Source organism: Rhizobium esperanzae, assembly GCF_014197615.1.
Classification (GTDB): domain Bacteria; phylum Pseudomonadota; class Alphaproteobacteria; order Rhizobiales; family Rhizobiaceae; genus Rhizobium; species Rhizobium esperanzae_A.
This window is the reverse complement of record NZ_JACIFY010000012.1, coordinates 125,557-143,473: the sequence shown is the minus strand read 5'-3', so window position 1 is coordinate 143,473 and position 17,917 is coordinate 125,557. Positions and strand designations below refer to the sequence as shown.

Sequence of the window (17,917 nt, the reverse complement as noted above, 5' to 3'; positions counted from 1 at the left end):
GATCCCCCTGTCCAAAGGCAATTTTCTCTTCTATGCCAATTGCCTTAGGGGCATGCGGGTTGATCCGGAGCGCCGCACTTCTTCTTTTTTGCGGCCGGCGGTCGCTTCGCCTGCTGCTCGACGATTGCCGGCTTGGGCTCGGGCTGAGTCTTGGGCTCAGCCTGAGGTTTGGGTTCGGCCTGTATCTTCGGTTCGACCTTTCGTTTGGGTTCGGCCGGTGGTTTCGGAACAGGTGCCTGCGCCGGCGCTGCAACATGCGGCTCCGTCGGCAAGGATGGCGGCGGGGCGGCCTCTCGAGACGGCGGCGGAACGACATGGCGCTGATTGCCGGGTTGCGGCTCGCCTTTATTGGGAACGCTGGGTTTTGCTGGCGTATTGTCCATAATTGCCGGCGCCGCAGGCTTTGTCGGCAAGCCGAGTGCGTCGGGTTTCGAGGCTGCGGCACCTCCTTTCGGCTTCGCATTCGGAGCTGCCGTTGGTGCTGGGGTCTTGGCGACCTGGCTTTGACCTTTGACGGCAGGCGCATTGGCCTCGGGCAACTGCGGCTGGCCCTTTGAACCGGGAAGCGCATGCGCGTCGGGAGCTGTGCCCTGAAGCGGCGGTTGCGCGACCGTCGTCGGCTTCTGCGCCGTGCTGGGCTCGGCTTTGAGCGGCTGCGTTTTTTCTGCCGGAGCCGCCGGCGGCTCATTTGCCAGCTTGCCGGCGGGCGGCAGCGGCTGGCCGTTGGCGCCGGGAAGCGCGTGAATAGCAGGCGGCTGTTGCGCCTGTAACTTTATCTGTGCCTGGGGCTGGATCGAAGGGACCGGCGCCGGCGCCAAACCGGGTGCAGGTGTCGGTTTCTCGGTTGCGGCCGGAACCTGCTTTTGCAAAACCACAGCCTTTTGCTGTACCGAGGGCGGCAAGGCGACATGGAGTGCTGCTGCGCCCGCCCCGGCGATAACGGCCGCGCCGGCGAGCTTTTCTCCCGTCGTCAATCCGGGCGCAGCCGGTGCGGCCTCGTTCTCGTTGACAACCGTATTGTTGACGACCGTATTGTGGATGTTGTTGAAAATGATGTTGTTTTCGGGCGGCGCGACATCACGCGGGGGTTCCACCCATTCGGGGACCGGAACGAAGACCGGCGCCGGCAGCACGTAGAGATCGACCGATCGTCTGGGCGGCGCAAGCGTTACGAAATCCGGCGGCGGCGGCGCCAGGAAGACGACCGGTGGCGGCGGCGCATAACCGAAGTCGGCATCATCGAAATACAGGACAGGCCGGTCGACATAGACGATTTCCGGTGGCGGCGGCGGCGGCACGTCATACTCGATCACCGAAAATGACGGGGGCGGCTCAAGCGCTGCCTCGAAATGTTCCAGACGACGGCGGGCATCCCAGACATGAGGACCACGCGGATAGCGTCTCAGATAGGACCAATAGGCCTCCGGCGTGTCCGCATTCCAGCTTTCGCGCCAGGTGATCGCTTCGCGGCGCGCTGCAATGATCGCACGCACCCGCCTTGCCATGGAATCGTTCGGATAGGCTGCCAGGAAATCCTCGTAACCGCGCATCGTGTCGCGATCGAGCGCCGCGAAATAGGCATCCCGCTCGTCGAAATCGCCGATCGGCTTCGTCCGGATCGCGGCATTGTCGTAGCTGGACACCTGGGCGGCAGGCGGATTGGGACCACGATCGAAAAACGTGAAGGCGTTCCTGAATTTGGAAGCATTCCAGGAAATCTGCGCACCCTTGCTCAGATCGCTGACCCGCAACCGCGTCCGGTCAAATACATCATCGAGCGGAAGCCCGCCGATGCGGATCATTTCCGCCAGGGCATGGGCATAGGAACCATAGGGGCCGGCCTCCTGCGGGGCGACAGTCCCCGGCGCCGCATTGAAAGCGATCAGCTGATTGGCGTCCGGGTCGACGAGCGCCAGACCGCCGGCCAGCGGCTGATTGGACTGCACGAATGGATTGGCTCTTGCCGCATCGAGCACGACGACGCTGCCGCGATTGTTGATGCCGGCCAGCGATCTCGTGAAATCGGTTATGCGCAGCGCTTCGACCGGCACATCCGTGGCATTGGCGATCTCGGCGTCGACCGGCACGAAATAGTTATCGCCCTGATATTGCACGCCATAGCCCGCCAGATAAACGAAGACGACGGTATTGGGTCCCGATGCATTCGCCTTCGTCAGAAAGTCCCGCATCGCATCGCGCAATCCGTTCTGGTCGAGGTCGCGCGCGCCGATCACATCGAAGCCGGCCGCCTGCAGCGTTTGCGCAATCAGCCCGGCATCGTTGGCCGGCGTCGGCAAGGCGCCAGCCTTATAGGCGGCATTGCCCACGACCAACGCTATTCTCTTTTCGGGGGAACCTTGCGCTTCGACCGGATTGACAGAAGCGATACCGGCCAGAACCAGCACAACGGCAAAGAATATCCAGATCGCCTTTCTGGACGACGGTCCTATTGTCCGCAGAGGAGAAGGCATACAGGTTTCTTCCAATCGACATGTGATGCAGTTCACTGTGAGCCCCGCAAAGTCGGAGCCAGCGGCATGAGCTTTCGCCAGAGATGGCTGGCGAGCTTTGCATTGCTTTTTAGCAATCGTTTATGAGCGCTGGATTAGGCGTAACTGAAGCGAAACTGAAGACGGCTCTTGCCCTCAGCAAAGTCGGCCGATTGTTATTGACCGGGCCGGCTCGGCCTTTTCATCGCGCCGATCGTATCCGCTTGATGATGCTGAAATGGAAGCAGATGCAAGCCGGAAGCACGGATAGAAAAAGCACGATCCCAAGCGGTGAGGAGGATAGCGGCAGGAACGACCAGTCGCCGCGCTGAAATTGAGGCAGCACAATGCCGGAAAAGCCGGCTTGCGCCACGGCTGCCCGCCCCATCGCCATGCCGGTTGCGATCAGCGCGATATGGGCATGGATGAACCCTGACCGGTGGTGTCTTTGCGGCTGTAAGGCCACGCGAACCCCGAAAACCGATGCAAGCATCAACAGCACCATGGCGCTCCAAATGCCAATGCCGGGGACCGCCAACAGCAGATAGATGGGCTCGCGCATGACCGGGAGTATCGTCATGTAAAGCCACCAGGCAAACGGACTCGCGGGGTGGCTTTCCAGGAGCGGCATGCTGAGGACGAAGATCGATGCGATCGCGTAGGCCAGTGATGGCCCAAGTCGCATCAGCATGAGAATCGCATTTCGCATCGAGCGTTCCATCCTTTGACCTGACGAGGAAGGTAGGCGACATCGATGAAATTTCCACTCGAGGAGTAACCCGGCACAGGATGCCTGCGATCACAACTTGGCGTTTATCACCCCGCAGATCCGGGCGAAGACCCCACCTGTCGCTTTTTTGCGACTATTGGTTCAAATTCTTGAGTTGTTAGCTTTTTTTTACGATGATCCCCGGTGAACGCATCCGAAATTCAGGTAAGAATGTCTGACGGGGAGATCAAATTGCCAATGCTACAGATCAAAGCTGGAACGACATGCATCGCGTTTTTGATAGCGACCGGGGCGATTTTGGCAGGTTGCCAGTCAGCCACTGATGGCCTGGCTGCCTATGGCGACAGTGCAAAAACCCTCGAGGATGACTCAGCCGTCGCCTTCTATAAGAACGACGAGTTGATAACCACGGGCAAACTGCAGTTCCAGGAAAAGAACTACGGAAAATCCTACGCCATATACAAGCGGGCGGTTGACGTTTTTCCGGAAGATCCGGCCGCCTGGCTGGGCTTTGCAGCCTCCGCCGACATGGTTGCCCGCTTCGACACATCCGACCGCGCCTACCAGCAGCTCTCGCGCATGATCGGCAACACCCCGGTTTACTATAACAATATTGGATATTCTCACCTTTTACGCGGTGATTTACGTAACGCCAGACGGTATTTCTTGAAAGCCTATGAGCTTGATCCAGGAAACGAAGTCACAGCCCGCAATCTCGAATTGATGAAGAATAGCGTAAATTACGCTCAGCGCTGATAAGCCTTTCAGCGATCTGCGTGAGGATGAGAGTGCCGTTGCCGGGTTACGAGCATCGGCGCGGCGCTCCCTTGGCAGCGTCCAGCGATTGCTTTCAAGCATGTGTCGCGCAAAATTGCGCAGCGGTTTTGCGGCAGGGATATCGTGTAAAAATAAAGACCCAAGGTCCGTCACATGAAGCACGTCTGATGCGACGTGCTTTGGGGGTGACGTCGTTGTTACCGTGCCTTCCGAAGGATGAGCTGGCCTTCCGGCGAGAGGGTTCGTTCGTAACGCGGCAGGTCGTTGACGGCAATGCCGCCGGCTGCGATCGACGCAAGACTGCTGTCCGGCATTTGAGTTTCCACCGACGCGGCACGGGGTGCGAAAAATTGTGCGGGTTCCTTGCCGGGCGCGCTCAGGACCAAAGCCGAACCCATCCGAAGATTGCTTGTGTCATCACGCCGTTCGTTCACCACAGCCTTTTGCAGCTCATCCATCTGCTGGCGAATCACTGCGACGTCGTCGGCCTTGGCATTGTCGTCGATCTTGCCCGACTGCTTTTCCATCTGTCCTCTCAGGCCGTCGATGGACCTTTTCAGTGCGGCGATGGTCTCGCGGCTCTCACGAACATCCGCCGAGTTTTTGGCGGTATAGATGAGAACGCCGGCATTCACAGGCAGGAGCATCAGGAGCAAACCGACGAGCAGCGGGCTTTTTGAGCCTTTCTGTTCTACGGTTCGCACATTGCCTGGTTTTGGGCGTTCTGCTTCGACCTCGATGCTCGGAATGCTGGTCATTCGTTTACTCCCCCGTAAGTCATTCAATCTGCCTTGGCCGTGATTGGCGCCAGGCCCGCAAATCATTCCGATGTAAACACACCTTCCCATGCCCGTTCGAGCATGTCGAGCGATGCGTTTTTAGCTATTCCGTTGAAATCGCAGTAAGAACCGACGAAATCCAAAAGATATTTCGGATGATAGCAAGAGGCCGGCATATCGCCGTTATACTTGCGATCGTAGAACAGGTTCAGGTCTGGATCGCAGACAACCAATCCGTTGCCGCTGGCATAGGATTTGAAGATCCTGATATATTCGTCGCGCGACGGCGTGTTCACGAAGATCTTGTATTTCAGACGCCGCAAGCCGGCCTCGTCGGAAAGGTCCTTCGGGGCGATATTCGTCGAAAATACCACCAACTCGTCAAAGGGAACCTTGAACTTCTTGCCGGTGTGCAGTGTCAGGAAGTCATATCCGCGCTCGAGCGGCACGATCCAGCGATTGATCAGCGCCTGCGGCGCCACTTGCTGGCGGCCGAAGTCGTCGATGATGAAAACGCCGCCGGATGCCTTCAAATGGATCGGCGCTTCATAGACATTCGGTCCGCCGTTGAAGGTGAGATCAAGCTGATCGAGGGTCAATTCCCCGCCCGTCTTGATCACCGGACGGCGGCATTCGATCCATCGCTGATCGGCCTTCGGATGGGATTCCGTACCAGCCTCCGATATGGGCTGATGCACAGCCTCGTCATAGAAACTGATGACATGGCCGCCGACCTCGATGGCGTAAGGCACCCAGATCGTTTGGCAAAACAGTTGCGACGTCCGCTCGGCGATGCTGGTCTTTCCGTTTCCGGGTGGGCCGTAAAGCAGGATGGAGCGGCCGGAATTGATGGCGGGGCCGAGCTTTTCGACCAGGGTATGCGAGAGCACCAGCCCGGCAAGGCTGTCGGTCAGCCGCTCCGGGGTCACGCGCTCGTCGTGGATGGACTGCAGACCGACTTGCCGGCAGAAAGCGTCCAGCGACACCGGCGCCGGCCCGACATATTGGCATTGACGCGACGCCGTATGGGCATATTCAAGCCCCTTCATGGAAAGCGCATATCGAATATCGGATCTCACATCCTCGCCAGCCAGGCCGCGCGCCTCGAGATATGCGAGCTTCACCAATTCCTTGATCAGGATATTGGCGATCACTTTCGGCAATTTCATGCGCTCAGCCAGATGAGAGGCCGTGGTCGTATCCTGCTCGGCCGCGCATTTGGCCGCCAGCCGAAGCAGGAAAGACGGATCCAGTCCGGCTTGTTCCATGCTTGCCGGCGCCATCGGCATGCGCGGATCGAGGGAAATGATGGCGTCGTTTCGGTTCTGTTCGAGCGGATACTGCATACGACCTCGCTTGGCTCAACCGCCGGGTTTCATGCTGATAAGAAGACTGACGACGCGCATAACGACGGGAACAAGAACGATGATAAGGCTGACCGGAAAAAGGAAAGCGCCGAGCGGCAGCAGCATTTTGACCGGCAGGGCGTTTGCCTTTTCCTCCGCGCGAACGATACGGATGTCGCGCATTTCCTTGCAGTAGACCCGCAGCGTCTGCGTTACGCTGGTCCCGAGCTCCTCCGATTGACGAAACAGAACGGAAAGGGCCCGGGCTTCGTCAATCCTCAGGCGGATAGCCAGGTTGGCGAGCGCCTCGCGCAATCGCCGGCCGCCGCGCACTTCCAGCATCATGATCGACAGATGCAGGCCGAAATCCTGCCGCTTGTCGACGAATTCCCGGGCAACACGGTTCGCCGCCGCCTCGATGCTCATGCCCGCATCGAGGCAGACGATCAGCATATCCATGAAATCGGGAAAGAGGCGGCGGTACTCCCTCTCCTTGGCAGCGCCGCGCCGGTCGATATAGATGTTGACCAGAATAAAGGTGGAGCCCGCGGCAAACATGGCAGCGATCAATGTCGCCACCCCTGACATATCAGGCACGACCCAATTGAGAGCCCAGACCACCGAGACCATCACGCCGATGCAGACCGCGGCGCGAACCACCTGGAAGGTGGTCACGGCGCCGGCGGCAAAATAGCCCGCCCGGATCAGCCGGTTCTGGGTGGAGTTCACATTGGTGTCACGTCGGGTAATCTCGAAATAGCGACGGATCAGGCGGTTTTCCGCCTCGCCGAGATCGGCGATCGTCGTATCGCCAAGGTGGAACTCCTCGCGGGCTGTCGCCGAGCTTTTCGACACCCGAACCGAGACCTCGCGCTGGCGAAAAAACAATTCCGAGGCGGCCGCAGTAAAGATCAGCACTGCGAAGAAGACGATGAGATAAATTCCATACTCACTCGACATGACCGCCTCAGTACTCGAAGTTGACCATCTTGTAGAGAATGACATTCCCGATCGCCATGACGGCCAGCAGGACGGTCACCACGGCGGCTCCGTGGCCGCTCTCCCAGACGGGATCGAAGTAGGTCGGCGACAACGCCTTGATCATCGCGTAGAGCAGAAACGGATACATCGACATGAAGATCGCCGTGATGCGTCCTTCCGAGGAAATCGCCTTGACCTTTGCCTTCAGCATCGACCGGTCTCGCAGCGTCTTCGAAAGGTTCTGCAGGATCTCCACGAGGTTTCCGCCGGTGCCCGCCTGGACGCTCAGCGATATCGCAAGCAGGTTCAGATCCTCGACGCCGACCCGGTCCGCCAGATTGACCAGCGCATCGTCCAGCGTCACGCCGTAGGTGAGTTCATCCGAGAGCAGACCGAACTCGGTGCCGATCGGATCGGGCATCTCGCGCGCCACCAGAGAAATCGCCGCCGGCAGCGGATGGCCGGCGGCCAGGCTGCGATTGGCGACATCGAGCGCTTCGGGAAGCTTCTGTTCGAATTTCCTCATGCGGCGTGCCCGGGCACGCCAGACGACGAGGGCAGGGACGAGGAGGCCGACGAGGAGAAAGACAGGGATCCTGAACAGCGTGCTCGGCACGAGGAACTGAACGACCAGCCACGTCAGAAGTGCGCCCGCGATCGCGAAGAGAGCAAATCGCCTGGCATCGAACTTGATCCCCGACTGGGCGTAGAACCGCAGCAGCCGCTGCATCACCGGGGTTTGCCGCCAACTGGTTGCAGCGCCGCGTTCCTTCAGCATATCGCTATAGGTCTTGCGATGATCATCGCTGACCTCGAGCAAGCTCAGCCGATGGTTCACGGCGCGATGGCGTTCGGATGTCTTGAAGTAGCCGCGCAGTATCGCTTCAACGGCAATCAGGGCGGCGGTGAAGACGGCCGCGTAAAGGAAAAGCAGGGTCATTGAACAGGTCCCGTCTGCAGCGGTTTGCCGGGATCGAAAATCGTCACGGGGATCTCGATCCCGAGTTCGGCAAATTCCTCGACGAAGCGCGGCCGGATGCCGGTGGCGCGGAATTCTCCATGGATCCGCCCGCCTTCATCGGTACCGATTTTCTTGAATTTCATAATCTCCTGCATCTGCACGACTTCACCTTCCATGCCGGTGATCTCGGAAATCGAGACAACTTTGCGGGTGCCGTCACTCAGGCGCTGGACCTGCACGATCATGGTGATGGCCGACGAGATCTGCGAGCGAATGCTGACCTGCGACATCGGCATCCCGGCCATGCCGACCATCTGCTCAAGCCGGCCGACGGCGTCGCGCGGCGTATTGGCGTGAATGGTCGTCATCGACCCCTCGTGACCGGTATTCATCGCCTGCAGCATGTCGAAGGCTTCGTCGCCGCGGACTTCGCCGACGATGATGCGGTCGGGACGCATGCGCAGGGCGTTTTTCAAAAGTTCGCGTTGCCGGATCTCGTTGCGTCCGTCGAGCGTCGGCGGCCGGGTCTCCAAACGCCCGACATGCGGCTGCTGCAGTTGAAGCTCGGCCGCATCCTCGATGGTGATCAGGCGCTCCTTCGGAGAAATCTGCGACGAAAGCGCGTTGAGAAGCGTGGTCTTGCCGGAACCGGTGCCGCCCGAAATGACCATCGACACCTTGCCCTTGACCGCGGCGCTGAGAAGGATGCGCATCGCATCGGCCATGGCGCCATATTGCACGAGGCGCTCCATCGTCAGCGGCTTGCGCGTGAATTTGCGGATGGAAACGAGTGGTCCATCGACCGAGATCGGCCGGATGGCGACGTTGACACGCGAGCCATCCTTGAGGCGGGCGTCGACCATCGGCGTCGACTCGTCGACCCGGCGGCCGACCGCCGAGACGATCTTGTTGATCACCCGAAGCAGATGGTCCTCGTCCTTGAAGCGCACGGCGGTGCTCTCGAGCTTGCCGCTCCGCTCGACATAGACGCTGTTGTAGCCGTTGATGAGAATATCCGCGATCGTATCGTCGGCCAGCAGCGGCTCGATCGGTCCGAGCCCCAGCATCTCGTCGGTGATATCGCGGATCAGATCATTGATTTCCTTGGCATTCAGCGGAAAATTGTTGGTCCGGATATAATCCTTGACCAATGGCCGGATCTCGGTGGCGATCTCCTCGTTGTCGAGTGTGTCGAGGATCCCGAGATTGATGCGATCGAGCAGGTAACGGTGCAGATTGACCCGCTCGGAAACCATGTCCGGCCCGAGCGAAACCTCTTCCTCACTCGCCGTGGCCCCCTCAGAGGCCGGCTGGGCGGGCATGGCCTGAGCCGCGCCGATCAAAGACAGTTCGGCCGCCTCCGGATGTTCCCGCTTTTCCGGCTCCTGCCTGTAGAAACGCCCCATGATACCGCTCGCCATGCGTCCCACCCCTGAACTATTTTACAATGACCGTGGAACCGACCTTCACCCTCTCATAGAGATCGATGACGTCGGCATTGCTCATGCGAAAACAGCCCGATGAGGCGAAACCGCCGACCGTCGACTGCTCGTTCGTTCCATGAATGCGGTAGAGCGTGTCGGCCCCGCCCTTGTAGAGATAGATCCCGCGAGCACCCAAAGGATTGAGCGGCCCGGCGGGCACCAGATCCGGAAGTCCGGCCGCGCGCGCCTTCATCTCGGCAGGCGGGCGCCAGTCGGGCCACTCTGCTTTGCGCCCGACCTTGACGGTGCCGCTCCAGCGAAACCCGTCTCGTCCGACGCCGATTTTGTACCGAATAGCGCGTCCTTCGGAGATGACGAGATCCAGCGTGCGGTTGCTACTGACGATGACGATTGTCCCGGCCGGGTAGCTTTTTTCGATCGTCACCACCGCACTTGTCGTCGGCCCGAGGCTGCGTGGCACAAGCCCGGCTGCCGCGGCATTTCCGGCAGCGGCCAGAATTGCCAGAACGGCAAGGCCGGCACCGGCGGCGCGGGATCTTATACGCCCACTGTCGATCGCCCTCATCGCACCAGCGCTCCGAGTTTGCCGACCGCGCCGCAGAAGCGCGCCCGGGAATTCACCTGAAATGGCAGCACGCCGCGATTGACCGCCTCGCTCAACGTCTCCCAGTCATCCCCAATGACATGCGTCGGGATCTCCTTGAATATCTTTTCCGTTTGTTGCCGGCGCAGGCCGAGGCCGAAAAGCTTGGAGCGGTATTTGTTGATGACGATGACTATCTGATCCGCACTGCCCCGCAGCCGCACCAGATTGGCAAACAGATCCTTGGCTTGAGAAAGCGCGGGCACCGTCATCTCGGTGACGATGCAGACGCTGTTGACCGACGTGAGCACCTCGTATTTCCACGGCGTGTCATAATAGGGAACGTCGATGATCGTGTGGTCGCTCTCGAAGGCGGCGACGTCGAGCATGCGCAGCACGAGTTCACGGCCCTTCGGCGCCAGAAGGACGGATGGCTGCTTGAAGGACAGCAGCGAAAAGCCGCCCGAATGCCGCTTTCTGACCAGATCGATGAATTCCAGATCGACCCGGGACGGATTGGCGATGACCGGTTTCAAGTCGTAGTCGTTGACGAGGTTGAGGTAATAGCCAAGCGTTCCGGAGCAGAAATCCGTGTCGAACAAGTCGATACGCGGCGTGTAATTCTTGGTCGGCTGGGCCAGCACATGCGCAAGCGATGAGGCGATCACGCTGGCGCCCGCACCGCCGACGGCCGAGACCACGGCATGCACCCGACTGTCGCTCGCCCCGGTGCCTGGTGCATGGGTCGAGATCATGTCGATCAGTGCGCGGCGCTCGAGCGGCTTCTTCAGCCAGTCTTTGCCGTTCAGGCGAAAGAGCAGCCGCATCATATCATCAGGCAGGTCTTCGGAAACGACGACCAGCGGAATGTCCCGATAGCTGGTGCGAAACGTGAAAAGCTCCGGCTGCTGCAGCAATTTCCCATTGTCGACGTCGAGCACGATCAGGTCGAACTGCGCCGGATCGAACCGGCCCTTTTCGGCGAGCGCCTTCAGCGCGAGATGGCGGACATCGTAACGCGACAGCGACCCGAACGTATCGAGCATGAAGCTCGCTGCAGCCGCGTCGTCGGAAAGGACCAGGATCTTGGTAGATGCGGCAATGTTCATGTGCGCTGTCATTTTCGCTTTCCTACGCGTAAATTAAGGAGTCAGCAGGTGGAGCACGTCTTCAGATCTTCCGTCGTAATCGTCACAGGATGAGCCGGGATGGTGACGTCGTTCAGTCCCAACAGACCGCCAAGGACCGGCAGATCGAAGGTGATGTTGCGCACCTCCAGCCGCATGGTCAGCACAGGCCCGTCCGGCCGCCCCCAATAGCCGAGCCCCGATCGCTGATAGGTGACCATCAGCTTATCCGGGGTGATGCGCCAGTTGAGGTCGCAAATGCCGGGGTGAGGATCGGTTCCCGCGTTGCAGACGCCGTCGCTTCCGAGCACAATCCGGTTCAATGCCGCCGTGCAGTTCGCGCGAGCCGGTCCGCAGGTCGAGGATATCGTGGCATCGTTCGGCGCCGCTTTGCCGTTGTTGAGCGGATCGGCAGCGTCGGTTGGGAAAACGGCATTGAAATTCGTCGTCAACGGATCGGATACCGCCGCCAGGCGAGCACCATATTGCAGCGCCTTGACCGTCTGGTTCCACTGCGACATGGCATAGCCGAACTCGATGAAGGCGGCGAACACCAGCATGACGATCGGAAAGGTCAGCAATGCTTCGACGAGGCTGACACCGCTGCTATCCTGCCAGAATGCCTTGATTGCCCTTGATATCACCATCCGATGTACCTCTCTTCATGGAAGGAACTGATGGTGATGGCGCTGATTCCGAGAAAGCCGAACACCGGCGAGCTCCGGTAGAGATGGGCGGTGGAAATGGTGATATTCCCATCCGCATCGGGTGCGGTGATGGTGATGTCGGCAGGGTTGGTCCAGCCGGGGACGCGGGGTGTGGCGCCTGCCGCAGGCGTTTGCGTGCCGTAAAAGGCGATCGTCTTCGCAGTCGCCTGATTACAGGTCGGCACATAGGTTCCCGACAGCGGCCGGCATCGCGAGAGGTAACGCCCCGCATCGCGCAAGCCTGCGTCGATCTGCATACGCTCCCAGAAGATACTGCCGAACTCCAGGATTCCAGCCGCAAAGAGCGTCACGAAGGGGATCGCGAGCAGCGCCTCGGCAAGCACCGCGCCTTCCTCCCGCTGCCGGAAGCCTGGGGAAAGCCGATGCCGGATAAAGTTGCGCAGCGCCATCATCTGACCAGCTCCGCCTCTTCCCGGAGGAATTCGTCCAGCGTCCCGCGACCGCCCTTGCCTGATATGTCGATCATCTCCAGGGAAAGGTATCGTTCGCCCGAATCCTTTATCGCCGGTTTGGTCAGGAACATGCGCGCGAAGGCTACGGCGCGCGTGGCCTTGTGACCGTTCAGATGGCCGACCGAGGCTTCGTAGCCGCAATTGACAATGGCTGAAAAGATCTCGCGGCGATCCCCATATTCGGCCGCCGTATAGTTCGAAAGATCCGGGCCGGTATAACATTGGCCGCCGGTTGCCGGTGTTCCGGTTTCACCATTGGCCGAGGCATGGCTGATGCGAGCCGCGCTTGCAAGCTCGTAACGATAAACATCGTAAGCGGAGGGCTGGTTCGGCGCTCCAGTCGCCTGCGCGGGATAGCTGGAATAGTTGCTGAGAACAGTGCTCGTCGAGGGTGCGGCCGTTCCCTGCGCGACATTCCAATAGGTCGTATACTGCCAATTGTTGCCGCTGCTGATCTTGCCGCCGGAAAGCGAGGTCATGGACGCTCCGTAGCCGAGCGGCAAGGCCTTGGTGGCATCGCCGACAACGGCCCCGACCATGACCGGATTGTAGGTATCGCAGCCCTTCTTTCCCTTGCCGGTGATTGTCTGGGCGGAGCGTATGTTTTGCGCCGGTCGGTAACGATAATTGCCGTTCACCTTGTTGAATGACGAGGAGTAAAAGCCGAAGCGCGTATTCACGCCGTCCTCGACCGGTCCCGCCTTTGCGCCGGTCTCCGTATCGAGGTTGTCCTGGGTGTAGCAGGTGCCGGGATTGCCGGTGGCAAGAGCCTCGGCCAGCACGGATGCACCGTTGCCAAGGGGGGTCCGGAGGAACCCGAAATTGCCGGGACCGGGATTGGACGCCGAGGTGCTGTGAAGCTCGATCTGTCGCCCATAGAGATTGCCGGCGGCAAAATTGGTGTGCAGGGCCGCAGCCGCGACGTCGCCGGCGCTTTCGCTGGTGTTCCCTGCCGGCTCGAACGGATTGCAGATAAAGATCGGCGTCACGTCGCAGGCGCTGGCGTGGTATACCGCCACGGCATCGGCAGCGATGTTGATCGTGCTGCGAGTGAAGCCGACCGGGACCGGAAAGATCGTCTGCATCGCCTGCGGCTTGGCGATGACCCAGGCGTAGGACGCTTCGCTGGCCACCGTCGTTTTCATCGAAGCCGGGATCGACGTATCGTCGTTGGCCGGGATGTTCTTCAGAAAAAATACGGTGACCGTGCTGGCGGCGTCGTTTCCGGCCTTATAGGTGACGCTGATGTGCGAGCCGAGCGACATGCCGGCCCCGCCCCCGGAAAAAGCCGCGCTGTTGGCGATTTTCTCGATCGCGGTCTGCGCCCTCGTAATGGCATCGTCGCGGCCATCGAGTTCGCGGGCTCCGGCCAGCGCCATCGCATCGACCGCGTTCTGGAGATCGGTATGCAGGTTGCTGCTGCGGCCGACATCGATGACCAGCAGCGAAAAGCCGAGAAGCATGGGCATGGCGATGAGCGTCAAGGCGATGACATAACCACGATGATCATTCCAGAATCGTCTGACAACCCTGCTCAGCATTAGCCTACCCCCATCACGGCTTTCGCCGTGACGACCCCGTTTCGTGCATTTTCCCTTCCGGCGCGCTGCCGCCGTTCATGCCTTGCAAATAGCTACTGGCTGACGGTCGCCCCGTTGGTCGCCCCATTAGCCCCCATGACCGGCGACGGCTCGATGACCCCCACCCCGCCGTTCTGGTACTCAGTCATCACCCTGCGGACCACCTTGCCGTCGCTTGCGATATGGGTTCGCTGGGCTTCCGGCGGGAACGGATCCTCGGTATGGATGGCCTTGTTTGCTTCCATGGCGTTCCCGGCCCCGAAGGTGATCGTGTCGCGATGGTTCATGTAGTCGGCGCAGCCGGAAACCAGGCCGGCGGCTGCAAGGACGAGAAGGACGCGCTTAGCGTTTTGTAGCAACAACCTGGCCTCCCTGGTTCAGGTCGAGACGATGGCCATAAGGCCCGGTCACACCTTCGCCGTTGCGAAAGCGCCGGAGCATGTCCTTGTCGACTTCCAGGACGCCGAGCGCAAAAAGCTCGACATCGTTGGACGACCGCGTCTGATCGAGCGGACTGTAGAGGTCCTCCCCCGGGCGGGCCGGACGCACGATGTGCGGGGTGACGACGATCACCAGGTCGGATTCCTTCTTCTGGAAACTCGTCGAACGGAACAGTGCGCCGAGGATCGGTATCTTCCCGAGACCCGGCAATTGCTGGATGTCCTTGGCATTGATCGACTGCAGCAGGCCGGCCAAGGCAAAGCTCTGGCCGTCGCGAAGTGCGACCGTGGTACTGGCCGCGCGCGAGATGAAACCCGGATTGCCGTTGACATTGATCGACGGATCAAGCTCGGAAACCTCAGGCTCGATCTCCAGATTGATGAGCCCATCATCGAGAACCACCGGCTTGAAGGTCAGCCGCACACCGAAGGGGCGATAGTCCGTCTCGGTGGCGACTGTCGTGCCGTTGTTCGTCGTCTTCAGGATCGGCACTTCGCCGCCGGCATGGAAGCTGGCGGTCGAGCCGCTCATGGCAATGAGGTTCGGCTGCGCCAGGCGACGCACCAATCCCTTCTGCTCGAGCGCGTTGATGACCACGTCGATGTGGCCGCCCGAGATTTCCAGAACCTTTGCGATCAACTGACCGAAGGGCAGCGCCCCCGTTGCCGCACCCTTGGGGTCGACGAGGGTACGGACCAGGTTGCCGCTATCGTCCACGGTGATACCCTGGCTGGTCGTTGCCTTGCCGATGCGGTTGTTATTGCCGTACCCGGACCAACCGATCCCCAGGTCACGACCCGTCTGGCGCGAGGCTTCGATGACACGGACCTCCAGCATCACCTGTTGACTGTCGCTGACGCGCAACTGATTCAGCACCGGCTGGTCGGAATAGGACTGGGCGATGTCCATCACCCGCTGCAATTCGACGCCGTCACGGACTATGCCTGTCAGGCGAATGCGGTCGCTGGAATTGGCCACGATAACCCGGGCCGAGGGCGCAGCAGAACGAATGGCGGCGGCGACTTCGCTGAAATCACTGGCAACGCGGACATCGATGACGCCGAGAAGCGACTTGTCGTCGCCATAGACCGAGATATTGGTGGCGCCGATCTTCTTGCCGCGGATGAACAGCGACTTGTCGGAAAGCGGCACCACGTCGATCATATCGGCGCTGCCGATGACGAGATCGCCGAAGGCCTGGCCGGTATTGAGCGTCAGCGTCGCATTCGGAGGCAAGGTCACGCGCTGGACCGATTTGCCTAAGGTGACCGATTTTTCCTGTGCGTTGGCGCAGCCTGCAAATCCAGGCCCTAAACACACACAGGCCGAAAATACTGCCGCCAGTGCCGCAAGGCTTTTCGTCCTTGCGATTCTTCTCTTGCCATTCGCCATGCCTGCTTTAGCCCCCTCGTTCGGCTGGCCGCATCTGCGGCATGCCGGCTAAACAACATCACTGGACCAGGCCGACTCGGTGCTCCTCGCGCTTCGTCGTGTTCCAGACCCCCACCGTCACCCATTTCGGCTCAACCGGCAACACCGGTTCGACCTTTTGTTCTACAATCTGCACTTGTTTTTCAGGTTCTGGCAACTTATTCTTTTCCAAATCGTTGCCGAGCTCCGTCGCCATCGCCCCGCCACCGAGGTCGGCGACGGTGATCGGCCGGGTCTGCTCGACGGAGGCCGAGGCAATATTGCGAAGCGCCAGCGAGAGCGTGCCGATGCTGGAGCCGAGGGTAAGGCGCTGGGCCTCATCGGTCGTGACCTCGAAGGTCACGGTTTTGACGACGGATGGTTCGTCCTTGCGCTCGTCTGCCGTCTGGTCCACCGCCAGCACCTTGACGCCTTGCAGCAGCACGTCGACGAAGGTCTGATCGTTGCCGGCCGGCCCGCGCACGACCCGCGTCAGAAGCACATCGACACGGTCGGAAGGCCTGACGAAGCCGGCAACGCCGAGCACGTCGTTGACACGGATGGAAACGGCCTTCATGCCCTGGTCGAGGGCCGCCGACAGCGTGGCACGTTCGCCGGCGCCGGTGATTTTCGAGGAGAGTACCGGCTCGCCCGGATCGATCGCCGCCATCGCATAACGCGGCTGGGCATCGCTGCCGACCACTGTCTCGATGCTGACGAATGAGCCTGCGGGTGTTTCATTGGAGGGCCATGGGATGGCCTTGAGATTTTCGGGCCGGATCCGGTCGCCGAAGCGCATCGGTTTGGCGGCGACAACAAGTGTCCGCTCCTCGGCCTTCACACCGCTCATCGCCAGGAGCCGGGCCTTCTGATCGGAGAGATACTCGCGCATGCCGAAAACTGCTGCTGCTGCGAGGACAAACGCAATAACGAGACTTAAAATCGTTGAAGAACGCATCGCAGTTACTCGCTACACTGGACGGAACGCATCCATTCATTGCTTCTAATTTAGAAGAGAGGGGTTAACAAACCCCTCGCTTCTTCGTACACCGATATCAGCCTGCTGCGGCTGGGGCCGTCAGGTTGGTCGTAAACCAGGTTGCCCAGCCGTTCCAAACGGTGGCCAGATTGGTGCCGGCCAATGTCACCGCCCCGATCACGCCGCCGACCAGCAAGGCAAGCAGAATGAGGTATTCGGTAAGTGCGACGCCGTCTTCTTCCCGCGCGAAAGCGCGTACGCAGTTTACAAATGCTTTCATCGAGAATTACCTCCCAGGTAAGTTGTGCGCCGTATTTCCCCCGGCCGCGCTGTCGTCGAGACCGCCCCTTCGACTGGTTGTATTAATAATCTGTTAAGTCTAAATTAGTCAAATGTTTTATACATGGACGATATACATCTATACTTTTATGGTTAAGACCAAAGTCCGAAGAGTTCGCAGTAAATACCAGCAATCGTCGTAGATAATGAATGAAACTAAACGTAAAGTAGGTTAAATAGCCAAAAGAGGTTGCACTCTATGCTGAAAATGGTCTTCGTTATTAATTCACTTTCAGTATTACTTTTTCTCTACGCCGCCTGGACAGATTTCCGCACATGGAAGATCCCCAACACGGTCGTTCTTGCTCTCGTAACACTCTACGTATTGCGCGCCGTGGCTGTGATTCTCAGCTCCGAAGATGTCGGCGCTGCGCTGTTTGCTTCGAGCGGAATTGGCGGCGACGTCGGGGCCGGCCTGCTGATGTTCATGCTTGGAGTGGTGCTCTGGGCACTCCGGCTGTTCGGCGCAGGAGACGCCAAGCTTTTCCTGCCGATCGGCCTTTTTGTCGGATGGCACGGAATGCTGCCGTTTTCGTTTTTCCTCCTCGTCCTCGGCATCGTGACGCTGCTCGCCCTGCGGCTGCCGGTGCCGTTGCCCGTCGCACATCTCGCTTTTTTCATGCGCATCGCGGAAATCCGGGCGAGCCGGAAAGTGCCTTATGGCGTCGTCATGGTTTTCGCCGTGCTCCTCACCCTGGCTTTGCCCATGATCCGACAGCAGCTGCGGTGACCGGCATCGACAATCGTCGTCAGCGACAACGCGCTGCATC

18 protein-coding genes are annotated in these 17,917 nt (G+C 60.0%); 2 read left to right on the top strand and 16 right to left on the bottom strand.

Features of this window, described 5'->3' with window-relative positions; translation table 11 throughout:
• Positions 1-44: 44 nt before the first annotated feature.
• Positions 45-2,471 (bottom strand): caspase family protein, encoded by a 2,427-nt coding sequence (locus GGD57_RS17555; RefSeq protein ID WP_184471597.1) that lies wholly within the window; start codon positions 2,469-2,471, stop codon positions 45-47.
• A gap of 220 nt (positions 2,472-2,691) precedes the next feature.
• Positions 2,692-3,198: a hypothetical protein gene (locus tag GGD57_RS17550; protein ID WP_184471596.1), complete on the bottom strand. Its 507-nt coding sequence runs from the start codon at positions 3,196-3,198 to the stop codon at positions 2,692-2,694.
• 258 nt (positions 3,199-3,456) lie between these two features.
• Here GGD57_RS17550 and GGD57_RS17545 point away from each other — a divergent pair, with 258 nt between their 5' ends.
• Entirely contained in the window at positions 3,457-3,975 is a 519-nt protein-coding gene (locus GGD57_RS17545) for a tetratricopeptide repeat protein (RefSeq protein ID WP_064841559.1), read from the top strand.
• Positions 3,976-4,193: 218 nt separating this feature from the next.
• Here GGD57_RS17545 and GGD57_RS17540 read toward each other — a convergent pair whose 3' ends face one another.
• The 14 genes from GGD57_RS17540 to GGD57_RS17475 all read right to left on the bottom strand — a co-directional run bounded on the left by GGD57_RS17540 (position 4,194) and on the right by GGD57_RS17475 (position 17,088).
• Positions 4,194-4,754, bottom strand: coding sequence for a hypothetical protein (locus GGD57_RS17540; protein ID WP_184471595.1), 561 nt, complete (start codon positions 4,752-4,754; stop codon positions 4,194-4,196).
• 62 nt (positions 4,755-4,816) lie between these two features.
• Complete coding sequence (locus GGD57_RS17535; RefSeq protein ID WP_184471594.1) at positions 4,817-6,121, bottom strand: AAA family ATPase; 1,305 nt, start codon at positions 6,119-6,121, stop codon at positions 4,817-4,819.
• Positions 6,122-6,136: 15 nt separating this feature from the next.
• Positions 6,137-7,081: a type II secretion system F family protein gene (locus GGD57_RS17530; protein WP_064841562.1), complete on the bottom strand. Its 945-nt coding sequence runs from the start codon at positions 7,079-7,081 to the stop codon at positions 6,137-6,139.
• A gap of 7 nt (positions 7,082-7,088) precedes the next feature.
• Positions 7,089-8,042: a type II secretion system F family protein gene (locus GGD57_RS17525; RefSeq protein ID WP_184471593.1), complete on the bottom strand. Its 954-nt coding sequence runs from the start codon at positions 8,040-8,042 to the stop codon at positions 7,089-7,091.
• Positions 8,039-9,484: a CpaF family protein gene (locus tag GGD57_RS17520; RefSeq protein ID WP_184471592.1), complete on the bottom strand. Its 1,446-nt coding sequence runs from the start codon at positions 9,482-9,484 to the stop codon at positions 8,039-8,041. Before GGD57_RS17520 ends, GGD57_RS17525 begins: the two co-directional genes overlap by 4 nt.
• Before the next feature lie 16 nt (positions 9,485-9,500).
• Positions 9,501-10,073, bottom strand: a complete 573-nt coding sequence (locus GGD57_RS17515; protein WP_184471591.1) for a L,D-transpeptidase — start codon at positions 10,071-10,073, stop codon at positions 9,501-9,503.
• Complete coding sequence (locus GGD57_RS17510) at positions 10,070-11,212, bottom strand: pilus assembly protein (protein ID WP_184471590.1); 1,143 nt, start codon at positions 11,210-11,212, stop codon at positions 10,070-10,072. The genes GGD57_RS17515 and GGD57_RS17510 overlap by 4 nt, the downstream gene beginning before the upstream one ends.
• A 29-nt stretch (positions 11,213-11,241) precedes the next feature.
• The gene (locus tag GGD57_RS17505) at positions 11,242-11,865 is read right to left on the bottom strand and encodes a TadE/TadG family type IV pilus assembly protein (protein ID WP_184471589.1); all 624 of its coding nucleotides are present in this window, start codon (positions 11,863-11,865) and stop codon (positions 11,242-11,244) included.
• A complete protein-coding gene (locus GGD57_RS17500) occupies positions 11,859-12,338 on the bottom strand; it encodes a TadE/TadG family type IV pilus assembly protein (protein ID WP_184471588.1) in 480 nt (159 codons plus the stop codon). The genes GGD57_RS17505 and GGD57_RS17500 overlap by 7 nt, the downstream gene beginning before the upstream one ends.
• Positions 12,335-13,939, bottom strand: coding sequence for a TadE/TadG family type IV pilus assembly protein (locus GGD57_RS17495; protein WP_184471587.1), 1,605 nt, complete (start codon positions 13,937-13,939; stop codon positions 12,335-12,337). The genes GGD57_RS17500 and GGD57_RS17495 overlap by 4 nt, the downstream gene beginning before the upstream one ends.
• Positions 13,940-14,031: 92 nt before the next feature.
• Positions 14,032-14,337 carry a hypothetical protein gene (locus GGD57_RS17490; protein ID WP_071092733.1) on the bottom strand — a complete coding sequence of 102 codons (306 nt, stop codon included), beginning with the start codon at positions 14,335-14,337 and terminating at the stop codon, positions 14,032-14,034.
• A complete protein-coding gene (locus GGD57_RS17485; RefSeq protein ID WP_184471586.1) occupies positions 14,321-15,811 on the bottom strand; it encodes a type II and III secretion system protein family protein in 1,491 nt (496 codons plus the stop codon). The genes GGD57_RS17490 and GGD57_RS17485 overlap by 17 nt, the downstream gene beginning before the upstream one ends.
• 58 nt (positions 15,812-15,869) lie before the next feature.
• Positions 15,870-16,787 carry a Flp pilus assembly protein CpaB gene (cpaB, locus tag GGD57_RS17480; protein WP_184471585.1) on the bottom strand — a complete coding sequence of 306 codons (918 nt, stop codon included), beginning with the start codon at positions 16,785-16,787 and terminating at the stop codon, positions 15,870-15,872.
• 97 nt (positions 16,788-16,884) lie between these two features.
• Positions 16,885-17,088 carry a Flp family type IVb pilin gene (locus GGD57_RS17475; RefSeq protein WP_184471584.1) on the bottom strand — a complete coding sequence of 68 codons (204 nt, stop codon included), beginning with the start codon at positions 17,086-17,088 and terminating at the stop codon, positions 16,885-16,887.
• Between the two features lie 258 nt (positions 17,089-17,346).
• On the opposite strand from GGD57_RS17475, the gene GGD57_RS17470 reads away from it, so the two are divergent.
• Entirely contained in the window at positions 17,347-17,877 is a 531-nt protein-coding gene (locus GGD57_RS17470) for a prepilin peptidase (RefSeq protein ID WP_184471583.1), read from the top strand.
• Positions 17,878-17,917 lie beyond the last annotated feature (40 nt).